A 23,078-nucleotide genomic window follows, 5' to 3' on the forward strand; every position below is an offset into this window, starting at 1 on the left:
TCAGGCGCCCAGCTCGCGGTCGCGGGCCACGGTCGCCTCGAAGGCGCGCACGACGGCGTCGGAGAATCCGGCCCGCTGCAGGGCCACCACCCCGGCCACCGTCGTGCCACCCGGCGAGCAGACGGCATCGATGAGATCGGCGGGCGTGCGGGGGCGGCCCTGGGCGGCCTCGGAATCGGCCTCGGCCTGGAGGAGCCGGGCCGTGCCCAGCACCGCCTGGGTGACGATCTCCACCGCCTGGGCCCGGGGGATGCCCCCCAGCACGCCGGCCCGCGCCAGGGCGTCGATGAAGGTCAGAACGAAGGCGGGGGAGGAGCCCGCCAGGCCCACGAAGACGGGGAAGTCCTTGTCCGCCAGGACCACCGTGCGCCCCACCGCGCCCATGAGGTCCTCGACCGCCTCCAGGTCCTGCGCGCTCACCGGGGCGCCGGGGGCCAGCGCCGTCATGGACTGCCCGACGCCGGCGGCGATATTCGGCATGGCCCTCACGATCCGGGTGCCGGCGGGGGCGAGCCCCTCCAACCGGGCCAGGGACAGGCCCGCGGCCAGGGAGACCACCAGGGGGGAGTGCTCGGCCAGGGGGGTGGCCAGCTCGTCCAGGACACCGGGGACCGCATGGGGCTTGACCCCTAGGACCACCATGTCCGCACTGGCCACGAGCTCGTCATTGGACTGGCAGGGGGCTGCGCCGATCTCCTGGGCCAGGGCTCGTGCGCTGGCCCCGCCGGCGCTGGTCAGCAGGAAGCCGGAGGTGTCCCTCCCGGCAGCGGCGGCCCCCCGGACGATGGCCCCCACCATCGAGCCCGCTCCGATGAACCCGATGCGCAGTCCCGGCATGTCTCCTCCTCAAGCACTGGGCCGCGGCAGCGCCGTGCTGCCCGCCCCGGTCAATCTACCCGGTCGCTGCCAGTGCGATGGTCACGAGGTGGGGCCCCAAGGAGCCGCGGCCCACTGCCAGCCCCATCCTGAGGAGGGTCGGCTGGTGCCGTGCTGGGCGCCTGGGGGGAAGGCGGCTCGGGGAAGCGCCGCTAGTGAGGTGTCCTTCCCCGTGATGTTGTGAATGGGGTGGGCGGGTGGGTGGGGGCCTCCGGAGGGGGCGGTCGGGGGCTCGCCTCACCCGCAGGGGCTTGGAGTACGGGGCTGTCTGGATCGGTGGTGAAGGGCCCTGGTCGGTGGCTGTTACTGGGGGGAGGTCGGGTGGTGAAGATGTGCAGTTCTGTGCTTGTTGCACATCTTCAGTCGGTGGTTGCCGGGCCGGCCTTCGCGATCACGTCGATCCTGGGGCTGGCTCCGGTCTGGGCGGTGGTGGGGCTTGGTTGGGCGTCGTTTCGCGACGGAGGCGATACCTGTAGGTGTCGCCTCCGTCGCGAAGTATCGCGCTTGTCGCGAAGTGACGTCCAAGGTGAGCCGCAGCAGCCCTCCGGGAGTAGGTGGGTCTCCCGGGGCCCCTTGTTCCTCTTGGTGCACCACCCGGGTCCTGCCTGCCCTGATGGTGCTGGCGGCCTGCCCGGGCAAGGCTGACGCCGTCAGGCCGGGGGCCGCAACAGGTCCCCAGGGGCGGTGCTCCTGGAGGGCTTTCGGTGCGATCCGTCCCCGGGTGTCTCAGGTGTGCGGGCCCTGGCCAGTATGGATGCGAGGCAGTGGATGCGGGGGGCGGGGGTGAGGGCTTCCGGGGGTGCTACCAGGGTCTGCTCCAGCGCCCTTGGGCCCAGTTGGTGGCCCGGTTGTCAGCGCGCCGTTAAAAGGTGCAACAGCCGGCATCCCCGGGTCCAGCCGATGGCCCGGCTTGTGGGACATGAGAGGCGGTTGGGTGCGCCGCCCGGGGCTCATCACCCAGCCGTCGGGCCCAGCGGCCGGAGGACCCGGCGCGCCGGGCGGGGGCTGGGCGGGCATGCCCAGCAGGCGCGCCGGGCAGGCCGGCGTCCCCAGGCCGTCCAGCGCAAGGGCCCCACACCCCGGACCACCCCGAACCAGGAAGGGCGCCAGGAGCCCACCCACCCCGATCGCAGCCTCCCGAGGAGGTAGGACTAGAGCACCATGGCGGCGCCCCAGCCGGCCAGGAGCAGGGGGATGTTGAAGTGCAGGAAGGTCGGGATGACCGAGTCGCGCATGTGGTCGTGCTGGCCATCGGCGTTGAGGCCAGCCGTGGGGCCGAGCGTGGAGTCCGAGGCCGGCGAGCCGGCGTCGCCCAGCGCCCCGGCCGTGCCGATGAGGGCCACCGTTGCCGTGGGCGAGAAGCCCAGGGCCATGCACAGGGGCACGTAGATCGCCGAGATGATCGGCAGGGTGGAGAAGGACGAGCCGATGCCCATGGTGATGACCAGCCCCACCAGCAGCATGATGATGGCCGCGGCCGCCCGGTTGCCGGAGAAGAGCCCGGCGGCGGACTCCACCAGGGACGGGATCTGGCCGGTGGTCTGGAGCACCTGGGCGAAGCCCTGGGCGGTGATCATGATCAGGCCGATGAGGGCCATCATGCGCATGCCGCCGGTGAAGACGTCGTCGGCCTCCCGCCAGCCCACCACGCGGGTGGCCATGAACAGGAGCAGGCCAGCCAGGGTGCCGATGAGCAGCGGGTCGGCCTTCGAGTCCAGGACCGTCAGAGCGGTCTGGATGGCGAAGCAGGCCACCACGGCCACCAGCGCCACGGCGATCCTACGCGGATCGATCCGCGCGGGGGCGGTCGTATCGATCCTGGCATCGACGTCGTAGTCCCGGGGGCGCCGGTAGGTCACCAGCAGGGCGATGAGCAGCCCGACCACCATGCCCAGGGCCGGCAGCCACATGGCGCCCAGGACCGGGACCCGTGAGACGTCCATGCCTGCGCTCTCGATGTTGGCGTAGAGGATGTCGTGCAGGAAGACCCGCCCGAAGCCCAGGGGCAGGAACATGTAGGTCGTGACCAGGCCGAAGGTGATGGCACAGGCCACTGCTCGGCGGTCCAGCCCCAGGCGGCTCATGACCACCAGCAGGGGCGGGACGACCAGGGGGATGAAGGCGATGTGGACCGGGATGAGGTTCTGGCTCATGACCGCCATGGCGAGGATGCCGCCCAGCAGCGTCCATGTGGTGGTGCGCATGACCCTCGCCGAGGCGCTGGCATCCCCGGCGTCCAGGCGGGAGATGAGCCGGTTGGCCAGCAGCTGGGGCAGGCCGGAGTGGGCCACGGCCATGGCGAAGGCCCCCAGCAGCGCGTAGGACAGGGCGATCTTGGCGCCGTTGGCCAGCCCCTCCTGGAAGGCGACCATGGTGGCCTCGATGCCCAGGCCGGCGCTCATCCCGCCCACGAGCGCGCCCACGAACAGGGACAGGACCACGTGCACGCGCAGGGTCGCCAGGATGAGCATGACCAGGACGGCGAGGAGAACGGCGTTCATCGGTGTGCCTTCTTCCACTGGGGGAGGCTCGGGAGGAGCCGGGGTGGGCGCGACAACCTTAGATGCCCGCCCGCGAGGATCGTCAAGGCGTCCCGCCTCCCGCGCGGCGCCGACGCCTCCGGCCCCGTCCCGGCCCTGTCCCCGCGCGGCCCTCAGACCAGCACGCTGCGCAGCAGCAGGGAGGTCTCGGAGCGGTAGACCCCTTCCAGGGCGCGGATCCGGGACAGGACGTGGTCGACCTCGGCCAGGGTGGCCACCGTGATCTCGGCGATGAGGTCCCACTCGCCGTTGGTGGCGTGCAGGCCCGTGATGGCGGGCAGCCCGCGCAGCGCCACGATGGCTGCATCGGTGTTGTGGCCCTCGATCGCCAGGTGGCAGATGGCCCGGATGGCGGAGTCGTCGGCATCGTGGGCCACGATGATGGTGAAGCCCTGGATGATGCCTCGGGCCTCCAGGCGCTCGATGCGCTTGGTGACCGTGGCCCGGGTGGTGCCGAGGTCCCGTGCCAGCTCGGCCACCGGTTTACGGGCGTTCTTGCGCAGGGCCGCGATGAGCCCGCGGTCCAGATCATCAAGCACATCTGCGGGGGACATGGGCACATTGTGCACGATCTGCATGCTGACTGTCATGAACTCTTATGCAAAATGCGCAGCATGTCTCTTGAGAGCGTGCACGCCCACGGCATACCTTGAAAGGGTGAATCTGGGCCCTTGGGCCCTTGGGCCCTGGAATTCGCGCGTCCGCACCAATGATGGCCTGCGCGGGCCGAGATCGCTTCAGGAGGCAGCCATGCGTTTCGTCGATGTCCCCCATATGGTCCGGTGGATCGAGCACACCGGCCCCCGGGCCATCATCTCCGGCATGATCGACGCCATGGAGCTGGACTTCGCCCGCTGGCACTCCTTCGAGCTCACTCCCCGCATGCCCTCCCACTCCGAGCTCGGCGTCATCGAGCTCATGCCCACCTCGGACGGGCGCACCTACAGCGTCAAGTACGTCAACGGCCACCCCTCCAACCCGTCCCGCGGCTACCAGACCGTCGTCGCCCTCGGCGTGCTCTCCGACGTCGACAACGGCTATCCCAGGCTGCTGACCGAGATGACCCTCCTGACCGCCCTGCGCACCGCCGCCGCCTCGGGCATGGCCACCCGCCTGCTGGCCCCCGCCGATGCCGGGTGCCTGGGGATGATCGGCGCCGGCTCGCAGTCCGAGTTCCAGGTGCTGGCCGCCATGGCGGTGCGCCCCATCGAGCAGGTCCGCGTCTTCGACGTCGACCGCGCCGCCAGTGAGAAGCTCGCCTCCAACCTGGCTCCCCTGGGCATCGAGGTGAGCATCGCTCCCAGCGCCGCCCGGGCCGTGGCCGGCGCCGACATCATCACCACCTGCACCGCGGACAAGCGCAACGCCACCGTCCTGCGCCGCGAGGATGTGCGCGAGGGCGCGCACATCAACGCCATCGGAGGGGACTGCCCGGGCAAGACCGAGCTCGACCCCGCCATCCTGGACATGGGACCGGTCTTCGTGGAGTACACCCCCCAGACCCGGATCGAGGGCGAGATCCAGGCCAAGCCCGCCGACTACCCGGTCACCGAGCTGTGGGAGGTCGTCACCGGGGCGCGGCCCGGGCGCGTCAGCCAGGACCAGACGACGATCTTCGACTCCGTCGGCTTCGCCGTGGAGGACTTCTCCGCCCTGACCTACCTCGACCGCTGCCTGACGGCCCCCGGCGGCGAGCGCTTCTTCACCGGGATCGACCTGCTGGCCGACCCGGCCGACCCCAAGGACCTCTTCGGCATGCTGAGCAGCGGCTCCTCCCTGCACGGGCGCCGGCCGGCCGAGGGCGCCGTGGAGCTGATCCGCTCGGCCTGAGGGCGTTACGGGCCAGGCGCCTGAGGAGCCGCTGCTCGTGACTGCGGGCGGTGGGCGGGTGATAGCGTCGACCCATGAGCCAAGTCGCATCCTCGAGCACCCGTCGCGCCGTGGTCACCGGTGCCTCCACCGGCATCGGCGCGGCCACCGTCCGCCTCCTGCGCTCCCACGGCTGGCAGGTGGTGGCCACCGCGCGGCGCGCCGAGCGCCTGGAGGCCCTGGCCCGGGAGACCGGCTGCGAATGGGTGGCTGCCGACCTGCAGGAGGCCGATGACGTCGAGCGCCTCGCCCGCGAGGCGCTGGCCGAGGGCCCGGTGGACGCGGTGGTCAACAACGCCGGAGGGGCCCTGGGCGCCGACCCCGTGGCCGAGGGCGACATCCAGGAGTGGGCCACCATGTACGAGCGCAACGTCCTGGCGGCGCTGCGCGTCAGCCAGGCATTCCTGCCCCCGATGCGCAGCCGCGGGGGAGATCTGGTGTTCCTCACCTCCACGGCGGCCCACGACACCTACCCCGGCGGGGCGGGGTATGTGGCCGCCAAGCACGCCGAGCGCATCATCGCCCGCACCCTGCGCCTGGAGCTGGTGGGCGAGCCCGTGCGCGTCATCGAGATCGCCCCGGGCATGGTGGCCACCGAGGAGTTCTCCCTCAACCGCTTCCACGGCGACGCCCGGGCCGCCCAACGGGTCTATGCGGGTGTGGCCGAGCCGCTGAGCGCCCAGGACGTGGCCGAGTGCATCGCCTGGGCCCTGGAGCGGCCCGCCCACGTCAACATCGACTCCATGATCGTGCGCCCCCGCGCCCAGGCCTCCAACACGCTCATCGCCCGGGACTCCTGATCCGCTGGCTCTGCCCGCCGAGCGCGGGGCGCGCTTCTGCCCTTCAAGACGCAGATCGGCCCTCTCCACCACTGGCAATCCGCGTCTTGAAGGGAGAAACCGCGGCGGGCCCGGGCGGGGAGCTCCCGGGGAGGGCAGGTGCCGGCCGGGCCCGGGCACTGGTGTGATGTGGGCAGGACAACTCCCACGGTGGGGCCCATCGGCTGGTGGCGCCAGCGGCGCACCACTACAATCCCCGGCACAAGGCATTGACCCGGCCATCACCGGTGAGCCTCCGGAAGAACAGGGCTGCTGGCGCCAGCGCCGTCGGCCCCCAGTAGAACCGGACGGGACAGCCCGTGACAGCTGGCAATGAAGCGGTCGCGCCCCGCTCACGGGCAGGGCGGCGGCAAGCGAGGTGGTACCGCGGCGCGGTGCACCCCGCGGGCCCCGGGCCCGCCGGTGCGACGTCGTCGTCCTCGTCCGGCCCCGGCACCCGCCAGGGGCGAGCAGGAACGAGCGAGACGAGGCACACCAGATGGCTGAGCAGACCACCGAGCAGCGCGCCGAGCACAGCGGCGCCGCCTTCTACCCCCTGCACCGCCCCGGCGAGCGGGTGGAGCCCTCGCCGTCCTTCCCCGCCATCGAGGAGGAGGTCCTGGCCTACTGGAAGGCCGACGGCACCTTCCAGGCCTCCATCGATGGCCGCAATGAGCCCTGCGACGAGTTCGTCTTCTACGACGGCCCGCCCTTCGCCAACGGCCTGCCCCATTACGGCCACCTCCTGACCGGCTACGTCAAGGACGCCGTGGGCCGCTACCAGACCATGCGCGGCAAGCGGGTCGAGCGCCGCTTCGGCTGGGACACCCACGGCCTGCCCGCCGAGCTGGAGGCCCAGCGCCTGCTGGGCATCGATGACATCTCCGAGATCACCCGCCCCGGCGGGATGGGCATCGAGAGGTTCAACGCCGAGTGCCGCTCCTCGGTGCTGCGCTACACCAAGGAGTGGGAGGACTACGTCACCCGCCAGGCCCGCTGGGTGGACTTCGACAACGACTACAAGACCCTGGACCCCTCATACATGGAGTCCGTCCTGTGGGCCTTCAAGCAGCTGTGGGACAAGGGCCTGGCCTACCAGGGCTACCGGGTGCTGCCCTACTGCTGGAACGACCGCACGCCGCTGTCCAACCACGAGCTGAAGATGGACGACGACGTCTACCAGGACCGCCAGGACAACACCGTCACGGTGGGCCTGCGCCTGGAGGCGCCCCTGCGCCAGGGGGCCCGGCGCCCCGAGCTTCTCCTCATCTGGACCACCACGCCCTGGACCCTTCCCTCCAACCTCGCCGTGGCCGTGGGTCCCGAGGTCGAGTACGCCACCGTCCACGTCGATGAGGAGCTGGACTCCCCGGTGGCGGGCCAGGAGGTCATCATCGCCAAGGACCTGCTGGGCTCCTACGCCCGCGAGCTGGGGGAGGCGCCCCAGGTTCTCGAGACCCGCACCGGCGCCGAGCTGGTGGGCCTGCGCTACCACCCGATCTTCGACTACTTCGACGACGAGGAGCACCGGGCCGAGGGCGCCGCCCCCGGGCCCCGGGCCTGGACGATCATCGCCGCCGACTTCGTGACCACCTCCGACGGCACGGGCCTGGTCCACATGGCCTCGGCCTTCGGCGAGGACGACATGATCGCCTGCACCCAGGCCGGGATCGAGACGGTCGTGCCCGTGGACGACGGGGGCTGCTTCACCCCCGAGGTCCCCGACTACGCCGGGCTCCAGGTCTTCGAGGCCAACAAGCCGATCGTGGCCGACCTGCGCGACGCCACCGGGCCCCTGGCCCGCCGCAGCGAGGAGCAGCGCGCCGTCCTGGTGCGCCAGGCCTCCTACGTCCACTCCTACCCGCACTGCTGGCGCTGCCGCAAGCCGCTCATCTACAAGGCCGTGTCCTCCTGGTTCGTGCGGGTCACCGCGATCCGCGACCGCATGGTCGAGCTCAATCAGGAGATCGACTGGTTCCCCGGGCACATCAAGGACGGCATCTTCGGCAAGTGGCTGGCCGGGGCGCGCGACTGGTCGATCTCCCGCAACCGCTTCTGGGGCGCGCCCATCCCCGTGTGGGTCTCCGACAACCCGGACTACCCGCGCACCGATGTCTACGGCTCCTACGCCGAGCTCGAGCGCGACTTCGGGGTGGAGGTCACCGACCTGCACCGGCCCTTCATCGACACCCTCGTGCGCCCCAACCCCGATGACCCCACGGGCCGCTCGATGATGCGCCGCATCCCCGATGTGCTGGACTGCTGGTTCGAGTCGGGGGCCATGCCCTTCGCCCAGGTCCACTACCCCTTCGAGAATGTGGAGTGGTTCGAGTCCCACAACCCGGGGGACTTCATCGTGGAGTACATCGGCCAGACCCGCGGCTGGTTCTACACCCTCCACGTCCTGGCCACGGCCCTGTTCGACCGGCCCGCCTTCACCTCCTGCGTCTCCCACGGGATCCTCCTGGGCAATGACGGGGCCAAGATGAGCAAGTCCCTGCGCAACTACCCGGACGTCTCCATGGTCTTCGACCGCGACGGGGCCGATGCCATGCGCTGGTTCCTGCTCTCGGCGCCGGTGATGCGCGGGGGCAACCTGGTGGTCACCGACAAGGCCATCCGCGACACGGTGCGCCAGGTGATGCTGCCCCTGTGGAACACCTGGTACTTCTTCGCCCTCTACGCCGGGGAGGTGGGGCAGGAGGGCTATGTCTCCCGGGGCGTGGACCTCCAGGACCCCTCCCTGTTCGCCAACCGCGGCGGGCTGCATGTCATGGACCGCTACATCCTGGCCCGCACCCGGGACCTGGCCGAGACCGTGGGCGCCCAGATGGACTCCTACGACATCACCGGGGCCTGCGCCACGATCCGCGACTTCATGGATGTGCTGACCAACTGGTACCTGCGCACCTCGCGCCAGCGCTTCACCGAGGGCGAGACCCCCGCCTTCGACACGCTCCACACGGTGCTGCGGGTCCTGACCGAGGTCATGGCGCCCCTGGCGCCGCTGGCCTCCGAGGAGATCTGGCGGGGCCTGACCGGTGGGCGCTCGGTGCACCTGGCCGACTGGCCGGTGCTGCCCGCCCACGTCTCCAACGCCCCCCTGGTGGCGGCGATGGACGAGGCGCGCGCCGCGGTCTCGGCGGCCCTGGGACTGCGCAAGGCCGAGAAGCTGCGGGTGCGCCAGCCGCTGCGCTCCCTGACCATCGCCACCGCCGACCCCGCGGGCCTGGCGCCCTTCAAGGAGCTGGTGGCCGAGGAGGTCAATGTCAAGGAGGTGCGCGTCCTGGACGCGCAGTCGGCCGGCTACGAGGCCTCCACGGATCTGGCCCTCAACCCGCGCGCCTTCAGCCCCGAGGTCCGCAAGCTCACCTCCAGGCTCTTCGCCGCCGTCAAGGCCGGGGAGTGGGAGCTGACCGAGGACGGGGATGTGCGCTTCGAGGGGGTCCTGCTCGACGGCGTGCCGGTGGTCCTGGAGGCCGAGGAGTCGGCCTTCACCGTGACCAGCCGCATCGAGGTCGACGATGATGCCCTGGCGGCCACGATGCTGCCCTCGGGCGCCTTCGTCATCCTGGACACGGCCCTGGACGAGGCCCTGGAGGCCGAGGGCTGGGCCCGCGACCTGGTGCGCCTGGTCCAGGACGAGCGCAAGGCCGCCGGGCTGCACGTGGGCGACCGCATTCGCATGGAGCTGCGGGTCCCGGCCGACAAGGACGCCTGGACCGGAGCCCACATCGACTTCATCAAGGGCGAGGTGGGCTGCGCCCAGGCCTCCGTGGTCGCCGAGCCGGGCCTGAGCGGGCCCGCGGTGAGGGTCACCAGGGTGGAGGCCGAGGGCTGAGCCTCGGCTGAGCTTCGGCTGAGCCTCCCGGCGCCCCGCCCACGGCCTGGGCGGCCCCGCCCACGGCCTGGGCGGGGCAGCGGCCCGCGCCCGGTGCGCCATCAGCCGCAGTCGAGAGGCCCGCGGCGGGGCATCAAGGCCTCCCTTCGCGTCGGCAGGCATCCCCGTGCGGGGCGGGCCCGCGCAGCCGCCATCAACCTGAGGCGGCCCCGTTGAGCACCACCCCGAGGACGCTGCCTCCCGCCTGCTCGACGGCGATCGTGGTCTCGGCCACATCCTCTGCGGTGGCCGATCCGGCCCCGATGACCACCAGGGTGCCGTTGGAGTGGCGGGACAGGACGGCGGCATCGGTGAAGGGCAGGGCCGGGGGCGCATCGATGATGAGGAGGTGGTCGGCGCTCAGACGCTCCAGCAGCTCGGCCATCGCCGCCGATCCGAGGAGCTCGGAGGGGTTCGAGGGCGTCCCGCCGGCCGGGATGAGGGCCAGTCCGGGCACACGGGTGCGCACCAGCGCCTCCTCCAGGCGCGCGCCGCCGGTCAGCAGCTGGCAGAGCCCGGGATGGTCGGGCTCCAGGCCGGCGCGGCCGCCCAGGGCGGGGGTGCGCAGGTCGGCGTCGATGAGGATGACCCGCTCGCCCGACATCGCCGTGAGGCGGGCCAGGCTGAGGGCGAGGCTTGAGGCGCCCTGGCCACCGCCGGGCGAGGTGACCACCAGGGCCCGAGGGCCGGCCTGCGCCGAGCGCAGGCCGGTCCGCAGCCTGCGCACCTGCTCCTCGATCCGCGGTTCCGTGGGGTCTGCGAGGTGGGCGCCGCCATGGCGGCGCATCGAGGCCGACGGCGGGATGACCGCCAGGAGCGGGGCCGCGACCGCTGCACGAACGTCCTGGGCCGCCCGCAGGCTCTTGTCGAGGGCCGCGCGCAGCAGGATCCAGCTGTAGCCCAGGACGAGGCCGGCGAGCAGGCCGAGACCCAGGTAGGTCGGCAGGTGGGGGGCGCGGGTGATGGCCGGGAGCCGGGCGGGGGTCATGAGGACGATCTCCACCGGCGAGCCCTCCCCCTCCAGCTCCTCAACCTCGGCCGCCGCCTGGAGCACCGCCTCATCGGCGATGCGCTGGGCCTCATCGGCGCTGGAGGCCGTTGCCGAGACCCTCACCGTCACCGTGTCAGGGGTGTGCTCGGCGCTCAGGGACCTGGCGGTCTGAGAGGCCGAGGCGTCCAGGGACAGGGAGTCGGCCACCCGCTGGCCGACCGCCTCGGAGGTGAAGACGGGAATGATCGCCTCGATCTTCCGGGAGGCCATCTGGGTGGCCGCGTAGTGGGAGTCCGGGTCCTGCGGAGGGTCCTGAAGGACATTGATCCGTAGATAGGCGACGGCTGAGGCCGTATAGGTCACGGGTGAGAGCAGGGCGGCTGCCACTGACACCAGCGCGCAGCTGACGGTGATGAGCGCCAGAATGCGCAGGCTCCGGCGCGTGAGGTCGAGGAGTCCCTCAAGTGTCATAGGTGGGTCACCAGCCAAGATGCATATACGGGAAGGAAATCAGGTACACCGCTGGTGGGCGCCAGGGCATCCACCAGCTGCTATCACGGGAGTGAGACTAACACGCATGATGACCCCGACGTCCTGAGAGCGGCAATGGCCCCGGGCGCGCACCCGTCATTGAGGGGGAGGGAATAACTCGTGCCATCGGTCTTGTGGGAATCCTCAGAGCATGATGCCCTTGAACGGCTTCTTATCAGGAAGGACGATCCTGTCGCCGAACTCCCGGTCATAGGATGGGGGGAGGAACTCGGCCAGGCCGTCGGCATCGGTGAAGGTCATCTCCCCGAAAAGGACGCGGCCGCCGACCTCGTACAGGTCCACTCGAACGCAGGCGAACCCCCTTCCCAGCTCCTGGGATATGGCGAGCATCTCCTCGAGCCGCCGGGGGGCGGGGACGTCCTGGGCGCGCTTGGCCTGGCAGGTGTACTCGAAGGGCGCCCTGGTCCAGTCCGGCAGGTAGGTCCCCCGGAAGGTGCCTCCGGGGAGCCGGTCCACGGTGAAGGCGAACTGCACGACGCCGTCGAAGACCATGAACTTGTAGTCCCGCAGCCCTCCGGTCCCGTCCTGCAGGTACTGCTCGCACACGATCCTGGGCCGGCAGTACTCGTAGTGCATCTCGAAGCCGCCCTTCATCGCCTGGCGCCGCGTCAGCCACTCCGCCAGTCGGCGGCGCGCATCGGCGATGTCGAGCCTGCTCCTGTCCGGGACGATGATGTTCCAGCCGGAGCCGTGGGTCACCTTGAGGACGAACTGGTCGGGCAGCGCATAGAAGTCGATCTGCCCCGGGCAGTCCCAGACCCCCAGCAGGGGGACCAGGTACTCCCGGCCGATCCGCTGGGCGACCCACTCGCGCACGAGGTACTTATCCGCCAGCCTGCCCTTGAGCGGCGTGGAGTCGTACAGTTTCATCCAGTTGATCTTGTCGATCATCGTGCGCGGCTGCGCCAGATCGCAGCGCCCGGACCCGAGCAGCCAGCACCAACGGCTCAGCTCCGCACGGTACCTGGAGGGATCCAGATGGCAATTGCGGCAGTACACGGCGTGCTTCAACCAGTTCTGCACAGGGTCGGGGAAGATTGAACGGGCCATCTTCACGGCGCTGCCTACGATCATAATCGCGACTATAATCACTCCCGCAAGGGTTGTCACTGGATCGCCTCGCCAGATCTGTGATAATCCCATCAGCCTCGTGCCCGTTCTAGCAGGAGCGGCCAATGGCGCCATAGGGACCTCGGAGGAATCCTACAGTTCCCGGGCGCCCCATGCTCCTGCCAGTTCCTGGACATATTCACGGTCTGCGTGCATAGTTCATCGCATGCGCATCTCAGTGATCGGTTGTGGGTACCTCGGCGCGGTTCATGCCGCCTCCATGGCAGAGCTCGGCCACCAGGTGGTCGGCATCGATGTCGACGCGCGGAGGGTGGGACTCCTGGCGCAGGGGCGCGCCCCATTCTTCGAGCCGGCGCTGGAGGATCTGCTGGCGCGCAACGTCGCGGCCGGGAACCTGTCCTTCTCCCAGGACGTTGCCGAGATCAGGGGCGCACAGGTCCACTTCCTCGCTGTGGGCACGCCCCAGTCGGACTCCGGTGCGGCGGACATGAGCTATGTCGACTCCGCGATCACCTCCATGCTCCCCCACCTGGGCCACTGCACCGCCGGCACCGAGGTCGTCGTCGGCAAGTCGACCGTGCCGGTGGGCACAGCCGCCCGGCTGGCGGGGCTCATCGGGCCCAGGGGAGCGGCACTGGTGTGGAACCCGGAGTTCCTGCGCGAGGGCTTCGCCGTCAAGGACACCCTCCACCCCGACCGGATGGTCTACGGCCTGCCCGCGCAGCCGGACCTGGCCGACGCGGCCACGCGGGTCCTCGACGAGGTCTACTCCTCGATCATCGCCGCCGGAGCACCGCGCCTGCTCATGGACTACGCCACCGCGGAGCTGGTCAAGACCAGCGCCAACGCCTTCCTGGCCACGAAGATCTCCTTCATCAACGCGATGGCGCTGATCTGCGATGCCGCAGGGGCCGATGTGGCCCGTCTGGCCGAGGCCATCGGGATGGACGAGCGCATCGGCCGCCGCTTCCTGCGCGCAGGGCTCGGCTTCGGCGGCGGCTGCCTGCCCAAGGACATCCGGGCCTTCCAGGCCTGCGCCTCGGAGCTGGGCGTCGGGCACGCCCTGGGCTTCCTGGCCGAGGTCGATCGGATCAACGAGGCCATGCGCGCCAGCGTCCTGGCGCAGGCCCGGTCGCACCTGGGCGGGAGCGCGGGCCGGGCCGCCGTGACCATCCTGGGCGCAGCCTTCAAGCCCGACAGCGACGACATGCGCAACTCCCCGGCCCTGGACCTGGCCCAGGAGATGGCCGGGAGCGTGGGCAGGATCGTCATCCACGACCCGGCCGCGGGCCCGATCCTCGCGGCCCGCCAGGGCCTGCCCTTCGAGGTCGGGCGGACCGTGGAGGAGGCCCTGGCCGGCGCCGACCTCGTCATCATCGCCACCGAGTGGGGCCAGTACCGCGACCTCGACCCGCGATGGGCGGCCTCACTGGTGCGCGAGCCCCGGGTCATCGATGGGCGCAACTGCCTGGACGCCGAGGCGTGGAAGGCCGCCGGCTGGGCCTACACGGGCATCGGACGGCGCTGAGGGCCGGTCCCGCGGACCAGGGCGGCCCCGGCGGCGCCCCGCTGACCGCCGTCGCGCCTCACCGCCCGCGCACAGCCGCACGCCCCCGGGCCGCCACCAGCCGGAGGGCCCCGGGATCGCTGGCCAGCAGCAGCGCCAGGCAGCCCCACACCACGACCCCCAGCCATGGTCCGCCGTCGACGGAGGTGCATACCGCCATGAGGCTCAGGAGGACGAGCTGGTAGGAGATCCTGCCGTAGGGGATCGGCATGTCGATGCGCGAGGCGATGCCGCGCACGCGCACGATCAGCACGATGAGGTAGGACAGCACGGCCGCCACCCCCGCGCCCCAGGGGCCGATGATCACGACCAGGATCATGCCCAGCAGCAGGTTGACCAGTGCCCCCAGCATGGTCGAGACCATGAGCATGCGGCTGTCCAGCAGAGCCTGGTAGAAGGTCCCGAAGAAGGTCGACATGATGCCGAAGGTCGCCGCGAGCATGAGCAGTGGCACGTAGCGCCAGGCCTCCTGGAACTCCGCCTGGAGCAGGATCCGGGAGAAAACGCGGTTCAAGGCGATGACGGCCCCGGCCATGGACAGGGTCAGCAGGGCGTAGCCGCGCAGCACACGGCCGAAGAAGGCGCCGCTGCCGGCCGATCCGATCTCGCGCGCGGTGGTGTACTGCCAGGCCTGCTGGAAGACCGAGGTGATGATGTTGATCAGCGAGGGCATCTTGCCCGCCGCGGAGAACAGCCCGGCGGCGGCCAGGCCACTGCCCCACAGGACGACGTAGCGCCCTGAGACGCTGACGATCCACCAGGAGAGCAGGTTGGGGACCAGGGGCAGGCTGTAGGCGAGCATGCGGCGCATGAGGGCGCCGTCGGGCCGCAGGGGCACCAGGAGGCGGTACTCGCGCGAGACGAGGAAGGCGATGGCGCCCGCGGACAGGTAGCCGATCGAGTAGGACCACAGGTAGCCCTCGACTCCGGCGCCGGCACCGCGCAGCAGCGCATAGGAGGCCAGGACCAGGACCAGGGCGTTGAGCAGGCCGTAGGCGACGAAGCGCCTGACGTGCCCCAGCCCCCTGGCCAGCTGGGTGGTCCCCTTGTACAGGCTGGTGGTGGCGAACAGCGCGAGGACGGCGCCGGCGTGCTCGTAGTGCCACAGCAGGTGCGCCAGCGCCGACAGCGCTGCGGCCACCGCCACGGCGCCACCCAGCAGCACCAGTGAGCTGGTGAGCAGGGCCCGCTTGTCGACGTCGTCATCGATGGCGAAACGGTACAGAGCCTCGATGACTCCCAGGGACAGCAGCGGCAGGGCGATCTCGATGCCGCTGCTGAGGAGCTCGGCCAGACCGTACTGGGAGGCCGTCAGCGCGCTGGTGTAGAGCGGCATGAGCGCCAGGGAGACGGCCTTGACCGCCAGGCTCCCCAGGGCGAAGACCACGGTGTTGCCGATGAGCGCCGAGGCGCGGCCCCCCCTACTGCCCGACATCGAACTGGGCCTTCCACCGCCTGATCCGGTCGAAGTCCAGGCCGTTGACCGCGGTGGCCCAGCTGCCCTCGATGACGGGTGCCAGATCGGTGTCGATGGCATCGCGCTCGACGAGCCTCAAGGAGTAGTCCTTGCCCATCTCCCGCGCCCGGTAGTCGATGGAGATGATGATCGCCCGGCACCCGCGCTGGAGCGCGAAGATGCCCCCGTGGAGCCGGTTGCCCACGTAGTCCACGCCCGTGTCCAGCACCGCGCCGAAGGCGCTGACGCTGGGGGCCACCACCTTCACTCCCTGGGACTGCCCCAGGGAGTGGAGGTAGGCGAGGTCATCGATGCACTGGGGCCAGAAGTGGAGGGCGGAGTAGTGCTCGCGCAGGATGGAGATCATCGCGCGGTCGCGGGCGGCGTCGGGGTGATAGGAGGTCAGAGTGAAGACCACCTCCTCACTCCTGTCCCGGGGGATGCGGGCGCAGTGCTCCGGGGACAGTCCCCACAGGGTCGGGCAGCCGGTGTTCCAGGCCTTCAGGCCCAGGTCCTCCAGGAGCATCCTGGTCCGCTCGTCCCGCACGCTGTGCACCACGTCGCGTGCCAGCACCTTGCGGTACAGCGCCCGGGTGTACAGGTTCACCGTCGCGCTGTTGGCCCCGACGCCGACCCCCAGGCAGACTGTGCCCGCGGCCATCCCGCAATTGATGTAGTTGATGTTCCAGGTGGGCAGGGGCCGGAGCATATTGGTGTAGAGGGCGTTCGTCCCGCACAGGAGCTTGATATCGGCCCGCTTGAAGGTATCGAGCTTTCTGCGGTAAAGGGCGTACTGGAGAGGCGTGTGCATCGGGGTGTGGGAGGCCATCCGCATGACATAGTTGCTGGAGAACAGCTCGGGCCAGTTAGCCCGGATCGAACGGTTGATGATCTCATCGCCCATGTTCAAGGAACCGACTGATGTGTCAAGAAGCAGTACCCGCTTCATCATGCACTCCTTGCTTTTCTATCTGAAAGACCCTGTGTCCGTTGCGACGAATACGGTGGGCGCACTACCACGGCCCTCCTTGAAAAACCGTTTGATAGGGGAAGATATGGGACCAGCCCGGCCGGTACAGGAGGATGACCGTCATATGGGCGACGGCCAGGAGGACTGCGTAGAAGGAGGCGGCCGCGTTGACCGGCCCGCGCCCGCGCGCGATGACATTCGTCAGCCCGACGACGAAGGGCAGCGTCAGGTACATCTCGAAGCGGTCCACCAGATTGAATCCCAGTGATACCAGCACGATCCCCAGGTCCGCGCCGGCCAGTGCCAGCAGCCCCCCGGTGGTGCCCGTGGAGTCCTGCCTGATGGCGGCGTTCCACCCGCAGGGCACGGCGACGGCGATCATGAGCAGCCTGACGGCCGCGCCCATGATCGTGGCGGTCCTGACACCGCCCTCGGCATACTCCGAGGTCAGGTAGTGCCCGTAGTAGCCGGACAGCCCGGCGGCCTCCACGAGCAGCCAGCTCAGGCCGCACATGGCGACCACGACGACGGCCCCCAGCCTCAGCCAGCCCCCGAAGCGGTCCAGCCTGATCGCGGGGAGGGGGTAGGCCAGGAGCATGACGATGGCCATCGCGTGGAACTGGGAGGCCAGGATGATCAGCAGGATGTACCTCAGTGCCCGGCGCTCCAGGAGGGCGGGCACCGCCAGGAGGAAGAGGGCGACGGCCAGGCCCTGCCTGGCGGTGATCATGAAGTCGTAGAACACCGACATACCGAAGGCCAGCAGAACCGCCAGCGAGTTCGATCTGGCGTATCTGTGGATGAACAGGGCCACGGAGGCCAGGTAGCAGGCGGCGATGATCAGAAGGAGGATGTTGAAGTTGTCGGTCACCCGGCTGAGGGCGTAGTTGAGCGCCACGTAACCGCTCTCGAACCGGCTCAGGGCCAGCGCCTCGGGAAGGCTGTGGGTGCGCACGATCTCCTTGAAGACCCGGTGGTACTCGATCGTGTCGTTGCCCACCGTGGGGGCGCGAAGAGCCGCCATGGCACCGAAGAGGAGGCAGGGCACGACGAGGGGCGCGGCCGGCTTGCGCGCCTCCCGGCCCTCGGGGCCCCCCGGGAGTGCCGCGCTGAGCAGCAGTGCGCCAAGGGCGAGGAAGTGGAGCCACATGGCCGCTGCTCATCTCCCCACCAGGGACTCGTAGCGCCGCAGCAGCCTCTCGGCCTCCATCGACACATCGAAGCCGCTGCGGCGGGCCTGCTCTGCCCCCTCCTCCCGCGGGCCGCCGCCTGCCGCCAGGACCCGACCGATCTCCTGGGCCCAGTGGTGGGCCGGGCTCTCCAGGGGGAGGAAGACGCACCGCCCGATGGCGATCTCCCTGGAGACCGTGTCCGCGCAGACCATGGGCAGCCCGGAGCACTGGGCCTCGACGCCCACCATCGGCAGCCCCTCGAACAGCGAGGGCAGGAGCATGAGGTCCATCGCCTGGTAGAGCTCGGGGGTGTCGTTGCGCTGGCCCAGGAAGCGCACGCGGTCCTCCAGTCCGCGCTGCCCCACCAGGCTCCTGACCGAGTCCTGCAGAGGCCCGGTCCCGATGAGCAGCAGGATGGCGCTGTCCTGCCGGCGGCGCAGCTCATCGAAGACGGAGACGAGGAAGTGGTGGTTCTTCTGGGCGTTGAAACGGCCCACGTGGCCGATGACCGTGGCCCCGTCAAGCCCCAGCTCGGCCCTCTTCTCAGCGCGGGCGCAGGGGTTGAATCGGAAGACATCGAGATCGATGGCGTTGGGCACGACATCGAAGGCCCCGGCGCCGAAGAGGAACTCCCCTGCGGCGGCCGAGCAGGCGAGGCGCATGTCGGCGTGCCGTTCGATGCCGCGGCAGGACAGGCGGTTCCTCAGCCTTCCCAGCCTGGTGTCGGAGTAGGCGGTGGCGTGGGAGTGCACGAGCACCGTCTCCACGCCATTGGCGCGCAGGACCGGGTAGAGGAATCGCGCCAGCGCGGGGTCATGGAGGTGGGCGATGCGGTAGATCCCCCCGTTCTCGCGCAGGAGCCGCCTGAGCGCGGAGCGGATCGCAAGGATGTTCTTCCCCCCATTGACGGCGTGGCATCGGCCTCCGCGCCGCTCGATCTCCTCCTGATAGTTGTCCGGAGGGTCCGGGCGGTAGCTGAAGAAGTCGAAGACCGCCCGGGAGGGATCGATATGGCGGAAGTAGTTCATGACAACGCTCATGACCCCTGAGCGCCGCGCGAGGGAGGAGTTGATATGGAGAATCCGCACATGCCCACCTTACCTTGCTGCATGCCTTCCCGCCTACTTCACCCGCATGACCTTGATGAGGCCCCAGACGGTCAGGTGGAAGGCCGACCTGATGATGCTCAGGCGTTCAATCTCCCGGTAGAGCCTCCAGTGGTACTTCACCAGGCTGAGCTTGTTCGCCGAGATGGAGCCGCCGCGAAGGCGGTAGCTCATGAGAACATCGGGCATCCCCCAGATGTACCGCTCCCGGCGGAGCATGCGAAGCCAGAGGGCATCGTCATTGCGCTTCCTGATATCGGGGACCTCGAACTTGCCCATCTGCGACACGTCATACATGACTGTGGAGTTGCCGACAGGGCAGTCCAGGAGGAGGCGGTTGTAGCCGATCCTCCTCGGGCTGCGAATCACCTTTCCCGTTGGGGCGCCCTGCTCGTCGACCTGCTCGTAGGAGGTGCAGCAGAAGCGGACGCCCCGGGTGCTCATGAACCGCGTCTGCCGCTCGAGCTTCTCGGGGTGCCACAGGTCATCGGAGTCCAGGAAGGCCATGTAGGAGCCCCGGGCCATGGCCATGGCCCGGTTGCGGGCCACAGCGGCACCGCTGTTGCGCTCCAGGCGCTCGTACCTGATGCGCGCGTCGCTGTGGGCGAGGGCCTCGACCACCTCCCGGGTGGCATCGGTGGAGCAGTCGTCGACGACGAGCAGCTCCCAGTGCGGGTAGGTCTGAGCCTGCACCGACCTGATGGTCTCCTCGATGAAATCGGCGGAGTTGTATGCCGGCATGATGATGGACACCAGTCCTGTCCCGTGCATCATCGGCCCCCTCTCATCACTGCCTGCCGCTGATCCTCACCGCGCATGAGGACCGCGCGCACCGTCTCGCACGCGATCCGCAGGTCGCGGACGATGGTGAACCGGCGCACATCATCCAGATTGAGCGCCATCTTGGCCGGCAGCACCTCAGTCACATACACATGATCCACATCGTGGACCCCGGACAGCCGCTGGGCCTCGTCCTTGAAATGAATGCTCGCCGTCGAGGTCACTCCTGCCGGCAGCAGCAGGGTGGCCCTCATCTCCGGGGTGTACCGGCGCACGTACTCGGGAATCTCCGGCCGGGTCCCGACGAAGGTCATGGTGCCCCGCAGGACGTCGATGAGCTGGCCGATCTCATCGAGCCGGTACCGGCGCATGAAAGCGCCGACCCTGGTCACCCGAGGGTCATCGCCCACTGTGACCCGGGCTCCCGTGGGACCTGATCGATGGGCCATGGTCCGGAACTTGAAGATCCGGAACTCCCCGCCGAGCCGGGTGACCCGGCGCTGCCTGAAGAACACCGGCCCGGGGGAGTCGAGCTTGATGACCACTGCCAGGATGAGGAACAACCAGCCCAGGGCGATCATGAGGACTCCGGCCCCCAGAACGTCCAGGACGCGCTTGAGCACCAGCTCCGGGCCCCGCATCGCCAGCGCCTCGTAGTACGGGCGCACCGCCTCGGTCCGCATATCGGAGGGCAGGTCCTCCCATGGGGGCACCCTCATCCGCCCGCCCCCTTCCGGGGGGCCGTGCCCAATGGTCGGGCACCGCCCAGTGGGCACCGCCTGACCGGGGCGCCCAGAGGCGCAGGGCGCTCAGCGCCGGGGCATCGAGGAGTATGGGGATCATCAAGGATGGATCTCAGCGGTCGCATGGTCATGCTGCACCTGTCGCTATGGGATATGGGAAGGGGGTGGTGAATGAGCGCGCGCAGCACAGGCGCGGAGCGCATGGGGCGCTCTGACGAGGCAGGTCGCCACCGCTTTCCTGGCGCATGGCACTCGGAGTCACCGGCGAAGTGTCACCAGGGGCGCCCGATGAATCACGCGAGAGCCCCTGTGAACAATACGAGCATAACACTTCGGGAACAGCGCCTCCGCTGTCCCGGAGTCAGCCCCGCGGCATCACTTCCCAGCGCCCCGGAAAATCCATCAAAGAACGCCTCCCCTCCTTGTGGGCTCACTACAAGAATAATCTCGACCCAGGAGCCCGAAGCAGGAGTCAGACTATCGGGGCGGGTGGGGAGTCGGGCTTCGCAGACAAAACTCATCCCCTTCTCTTGTGCGGATCATGAGGGATGATCGGGAGGTTTCTCGATCCGAGACAATATTGCGCCGATCATTCCTTCCGCCTCGCACAAGCCGCGCCTGCGGCGGCCGCCGGTGGTCGGAGGCGGGGGTGCCGGCCCGGGTCGCGGGCGCTGAGGTGCTGGCCGGGCGTCTAGACTGACCGCATGGCACAGGACGGACCAGACCCGCGGAGCGCCAAGAGCCCTGAGGGCCGGGGCGGGGGATCATCGACCGGCACCGGCCTGGCCGTCGGCATCTCGGTGGGCTGCACGGTGGGGCTCCTGCTGTTCATGCTCACCGACAGCATCCTGTGGACCGGGTCATGCGTGGCTTCAGGGATAGCGCTGGGAACGGCCTTCGACCACAGGCAATGAGCATCCGCCCCGGTCCTGCCCGGTGCCCAGCGACTGCGGCCGGTGGGGCCGCCCGAAGGCCCCTGTCGGGTGAGGCGGGCGGCCGCCCGCATCCTGCCGGAGGCCCTCACTGATCACCCACTCCGGTCACGGCCTCCCAGGGAAGGGGCGCCCGGACCGCCACCTGTGAGGGTCCGGGCGCCCGGCCCCCTCAGCGCTCGGCCTCGACCAGCTCGATGAGCTCGCCGACACCCTCGTGGATGCCGAAGGGGCGGAAGGGGAAGGTCTCGATCTGCTCCAGGCGCGTGGAGCCCGACAGGACCAGGTGGGTGCGCAGGCCGGCCTCGATGCCGGCCTGGATGTCGGTGTCCATGCGGTCGCCCACCATGGCGGCGGCCTCGGAGTGCGCCCCGATGCGGTTGAGCCCGGCGCGGATCATCACCGGGTTCGGCTTGCCGATGAAGTAGGGGGCCCGGCCGGTGGCCGCCTGGATCATGGCGGCGATAGAGCCGGTGGCCGGCAGCGCTCCCTCATCGGAGGGGCCGGTGACATCGGGGTTGGTGGCCACGAACTTGGCGCCCGCCTCGATGAGGCGGATCGCCTTGGCCAGGGTGGAGAAGTCGTAGGAGCGGGTCTCGCCCAGCACGACGTACTCGGGGTCCTGATCGGTCATGATGTAGCCCGCCGCGTGCAGGGCGGTGGTCAGGCCCGCCTCCCCGATGACGAAGGCCGTGGACTGCGGGGACTGCTGGGCCAGGAATGCGGCGGTGGCATTGGCCGAGGTCCAGATGCGCTCCTCGGGCACGGCCAGCCCCGAGCGGGCCAGGCGGGCCGAGAGGTCGCGGTTGGTGAAGATCGAGTTGTTCGTCAGCACCAGGAAGGGCATCTCCTTGCGCTTGAGGGTGTCAAGGAACTGCTGGGCGCCGGGCAGGGCCCGGTTCTCCTTGACCAGGACGCCGTCCATGTCGGACAGCCAGGCGGTTACGGGTGGTAGCTCACTCAGGGGCAGGGGCGCTTCGAGCACGGGATCCTCCTCAAGGGCGGGCGGCCGGCCAGGGGCTCCTGGACGGCCGGATCGATCTGGGCTGCGTGTGGCTCCCACTGTAGGCAGCCCCGGGCCGTGGCGGCGGGGCGCCGCAGGGGCCTGCGGGTCATGGCCCCGACTCCGCCCGGGCCCGGCGGGGCGGGGGCTGGCCGGGCATGAACATGCTACTCAGGTCGGCCCCCTCCATCTCCAGCAGGCGCCGCTTGTGATCGACGCCCGAGGCGTAGCCGGTCAGGTTCCCACTGGAGCCCACCACCCGGTGGCAGGGGATGATGAGCGAGATCGGGTTGCGCCCCACCGCGCCGCCCACGGCCTGGGCCGCCACCCGCTCCCGCCCGGTGCGCTGGGCCACTTGCGCGGCGATCTGGGCATAGGTCATCGTCTGGCCTGAGGGGATGGAGCGCAGGATCTCCAGGACCATCCTCCTGAACGGCGATCCGTCCACGGCCAGGGCCGGGGCGGTGAGCGGGGCAGTGGAGGGTCGCGAGGACTGCTGCGGGGACGGCTGCGGGCCTCCGGCCGGACCGCCGAAGTAGGCGTCCAGCCACTGGCGGGTCTCCTGGAATATCGGCAGGTCCTCCTCCTGCACTGCCTGCTCGTCGAGGGTGGCGCGATCGTGCTTCTGCCCGTCGAACCACAGGCCGGTCAGGTGCTTGCCGTCGCTGGCCATCGTCATGGGCCCCAGAGGCGAGTGGTAGTGGCTGTAGTAGTGCATGTCGTCCCCCCTGTGCGCGGCGCCGCGGCGAGCC

At 69.9% G+C, this 23,078-nt stretch carries 18 protein-coding genes; 5 read left to right on the forward strand and 13 right to left on the reverse strand.

Translation table 11 applies throughout. The annotated features are described in order from the left end of the window. From proC to J5X07_RS02030, 3 genes are all read right to left on the reverse strand, one after another. Nucleotides 1-828 carry a pyrroline-5-carboxylate reductase gene (proC, locus tag J5X07_RS02020; RefSeq protein WP_208478559.1) on the reverse strand — a complete coding sequence of 276 codons (828 nt, stop codon included), beginning with the start codon at nucleotides 826-828 and terminating at the stop codon, nucleotides 1-3. Nucleotides 829-2,027: 1,199 nt separating this feature from the next. After that, nucleotides 2,028-3,377, reverse strand: coding sequence for a Na+/H+ antiporter family protein (locus tag J5X07_RS02025; protein ID WP_208478499.1), 1,350 nt, complete (start codon nucleotides 3,375-3,377; stop codon nucleotides 2,028-2,030). Between the two features lie 152 nt (nucleotides 3,378-3,529). After that, nucleotides 3,530-3,970 (reverse strand): Lrp/AsnC family transcriptional regulator, encoded by a 441-nt coding sequence (locus J5X07_RS02030; RefSeq protein WP_124933276.1) that lies wholly within the window; start codon nucleotides 3,968-3,970, stop codon nucleotides 3,530-3,532. 196 nt (nucleotides 3,971-4,166) lie between these two features. On the opposite strand from J5X07_RS02030, the gene J5X07_RS02035 reads away from it, so the two are divergent. The 3 genes from J5X07_RS02035 to ileS all read left to right on the forward strand — a co-directional run bounded on the left by J5X07_RS02035 (nucleotide 4,167) and on the right by ileS (nucleotide 9,944). Then, nucleotides 4,167-5,246, forward strand: a complete 1,080-nt coding sequence (locus J5X07_RS02035) for an ornithine cyclodeaminase (RefSeq protein ID WP_124933277.1) — start codon at nucleotides 4,167-4,169, stop codon at nucleotides 5,244-5,246. A 74-nt stretch (nucleotides 5,247-5,320) separates the two neighbouring features. Beyond that, nucleotides 5,321-6,085: an SDR family NAD(P)-dependent oxidoreductase gene (locus tag J5X07_RS02040; RefSeq protein ID WP_124933278.1), complete on the forward strand. Its 765-nt coding sequence runs from the start codon at nucleotides 5,321-5,323 to the stop codon at nucleotides 6,083-6,085. A gap of 517 nt (nucleotides 6,086-6,602) precedes the next feature. Then, nucleotides 6,603-9,944 carry an isoleucine--tRNA ligase gene (ileS, locus tag J5X07_RS02045; RefSeq protein ID WP_124933279.1) on the forward strand — a complete coding sequence of 1,114 codons (3,342 nt, stop codon included), beginning with the start codon at nucleotides 6,603-6,605 and terminating at the stop codon, nucleotides 9,942-9,944. Nucleotides 9,945-10,137: 193 nt separating this feature from the next. Here the strand turns inward: ileS and J5X07_RS02050 are convergent, their stop codons facing one another. After that, nucleotides 10,138-11,445: a tyrosine-protein kinase domain-containing protein gene (locus J5X07_RS02050; RefSeq protein ID WP_208478500.1), complete on the reverse strand. Its 1,308-nt coding sequence runs from the start codon at nucleotides 11,443-11,445 to the stop codon at nucleotides 10,138-10,140. Nucleotides 11,446-11,649: 204 nt separating this feature from the next. Next, nucleotides 11,650-12,417 (reverse strand): ATP-grasp fold amidoligase family protein, encoded by a 768-nt coding sequence (locus J5X07_RS02055; protein WP_243896326.1) that lies wholly within the window; start codon nucleotides 12,415-12,417, stop codon nucleotides 11,650-11,652. A gap of 385 nt (nucleotides 12,418-12,802) precedes the next feature. Between J5X07_RS02055 and J5X07_RS02060 the strand changes: the two genes are divergently transcribed. Then, nucleotides 12,803-14,125, forward strand: a complete 1,323-nt coding sequence (locus J5X07_RS02060; protein WP_124933282.1) for a UDP-glucose dehydrogenase family protein — start codon at nucleotides 12,803-12,805, stop codon at nucleotides 14,123-14,125. Nucleotides 14,126-14,183: 58 nt separating this feature from the next. Here J5X07_RS02060 and J5X07_RS02065 read toward each other — a convergent pair whose 3' ends face one another. From J5X07_RS02065 to J5X07_RS02090, 6 genes are all read right to left on the reverse strand, one after another. Continuing rightward, nucleotides 14,184-15,599 carry a lipopolysaccharide biosynthesis protein gene (locus J5X07_RS02065; RefSeq protein WP_124933283.1) on the reverse strand — a complete coding sequence of 472 codons (1,416 nt, stop codon included), beginning with the start codon at nucleotides 15,597-15,599 and terminating at the stop codon, nucleotides 14,184-14,186. Next, on the reverse strand, nucleotides 15,586-16,569 hold the full coding sequence (locus J5X07_RS02070; protein WP_124933284.1) for a polysaccharide pyruvyl transferase family protein: 984 nt from the start codon (nucleotides 16,567-16,569) through the stop codon (nucleotides 15,586-15,588). The genes J5X07_RS02065 and J5X07_RS02070 overlap by 14 nt, the downstream gene beginning before the upstream one ends. Before the next feature lie 64 nt (nucleotides 16,570-16,633). Then, nucleotides 16,634-17,740, reverse strand: a complete 1,107-nt coding sequence (locus J5X07_RS02075) for an EpsG family protein (RefSeq protein ID WP_124933285.1) — start codon at nucleotides 17,738-17,740, stop codon at nucleotides 16,634-16,636. A gap of 9 nt (nucleotides 17,741-17,749) precedes the next feature. Next, on the reverse strand, nucleotides 17,750-18,802 hold the full coding sequence (locus J5X07_RS02080) for a glycosyltransferase (RefSeq protein WP_208478502.1): 1,053 nt from the start codon (nucleotides 18,800-18,802) through the stop codon (nucleotides 17,750-17,752). A gap of 81 nt (nucleotides 18,803-18,883) precedes the next feature. Then, entirely contained in the window at nucleotides 18,884-19,642 is a 759-nt protein-coding gene (locus tag J5X07_RS02085) for a glycosyltransferase family 2 protein (RefSeq protein ID WP_208478503.1), read from the reverse strand. Beyond that, entirely contained in the window at nucleotides 19,639-20,367 is a 729-nt protein-coding gene (locus tag J5X07_RS02090; RefSeq protein ID WP_124933287.1) for a sugar transferase, read from the reverse strand. Before J5X07_RS02090 ends, J5X07_RS02085 begins: the two co-directional genes overlap by 4 nt. 728 nt (nucleotides 20,368-21,095) lie before the next feature. On the opposite strand from J5X07_RS02090, the gene J5X07_RS02095 reads away from it, so the two are divergent. Continuing rightward, complete coding sequence (locus J5X07_RS02095) at nucleotides 21,096-21,305, forward strand: hypothetical protein (RefSeq protein ID WP_124933288.1); 210 nt, start codon at nucleotides 21,096-21,098, stop codon at nucleotides 21,303-21,305. Nucleotides 21,306-21,495: 190 nt separating this feature from the next. Here the strand turns inward: J5X07_RS02095 and J5X07_RS02100 are convergent, their stop codons facing one another. Together J5X07_RS02100 and J5X07_RS02105 are read right to left on the reverse strand one after the other, a co-directional pair. Beyond that, nucleotides 21,496-22,248 (reverse strand): HAD-IIA family hydrolase, encoded by a 753-nt coding sequence (locus J5X07_RS02100; protein WP_124933368.1) that lies wholly within the window; start codon nucleotides 22,246-22,248, stop codon nucleotides 21,496-21,498. Nucleotides 22,249-22,435: 187 nt separating this feature from the next. Then, complete coding sequence (locus tag J5X07_RS02105; RefSeq protein WP_124933289.1) at nucleotides 22,436-23,044, reverse strand: methylated-DNA--[protein]-cysteine S-methyltransferase; 609 nt, start codon at nucleotides 23,042-23,044, stop codon at nucleotides 22,436-22,438. Nucleotides 23,045-23,078: the final 34 nt, after the last annotated feature.

This window comes from Actinomyces bowdenii (assembly GCF_017592395.1).
GTDB lineage: Bacteria > Actinomycetota > Actinomycetes > Actinomycetales > Actinomycetaceae > Actinomyces > Actinomyces bowdenii.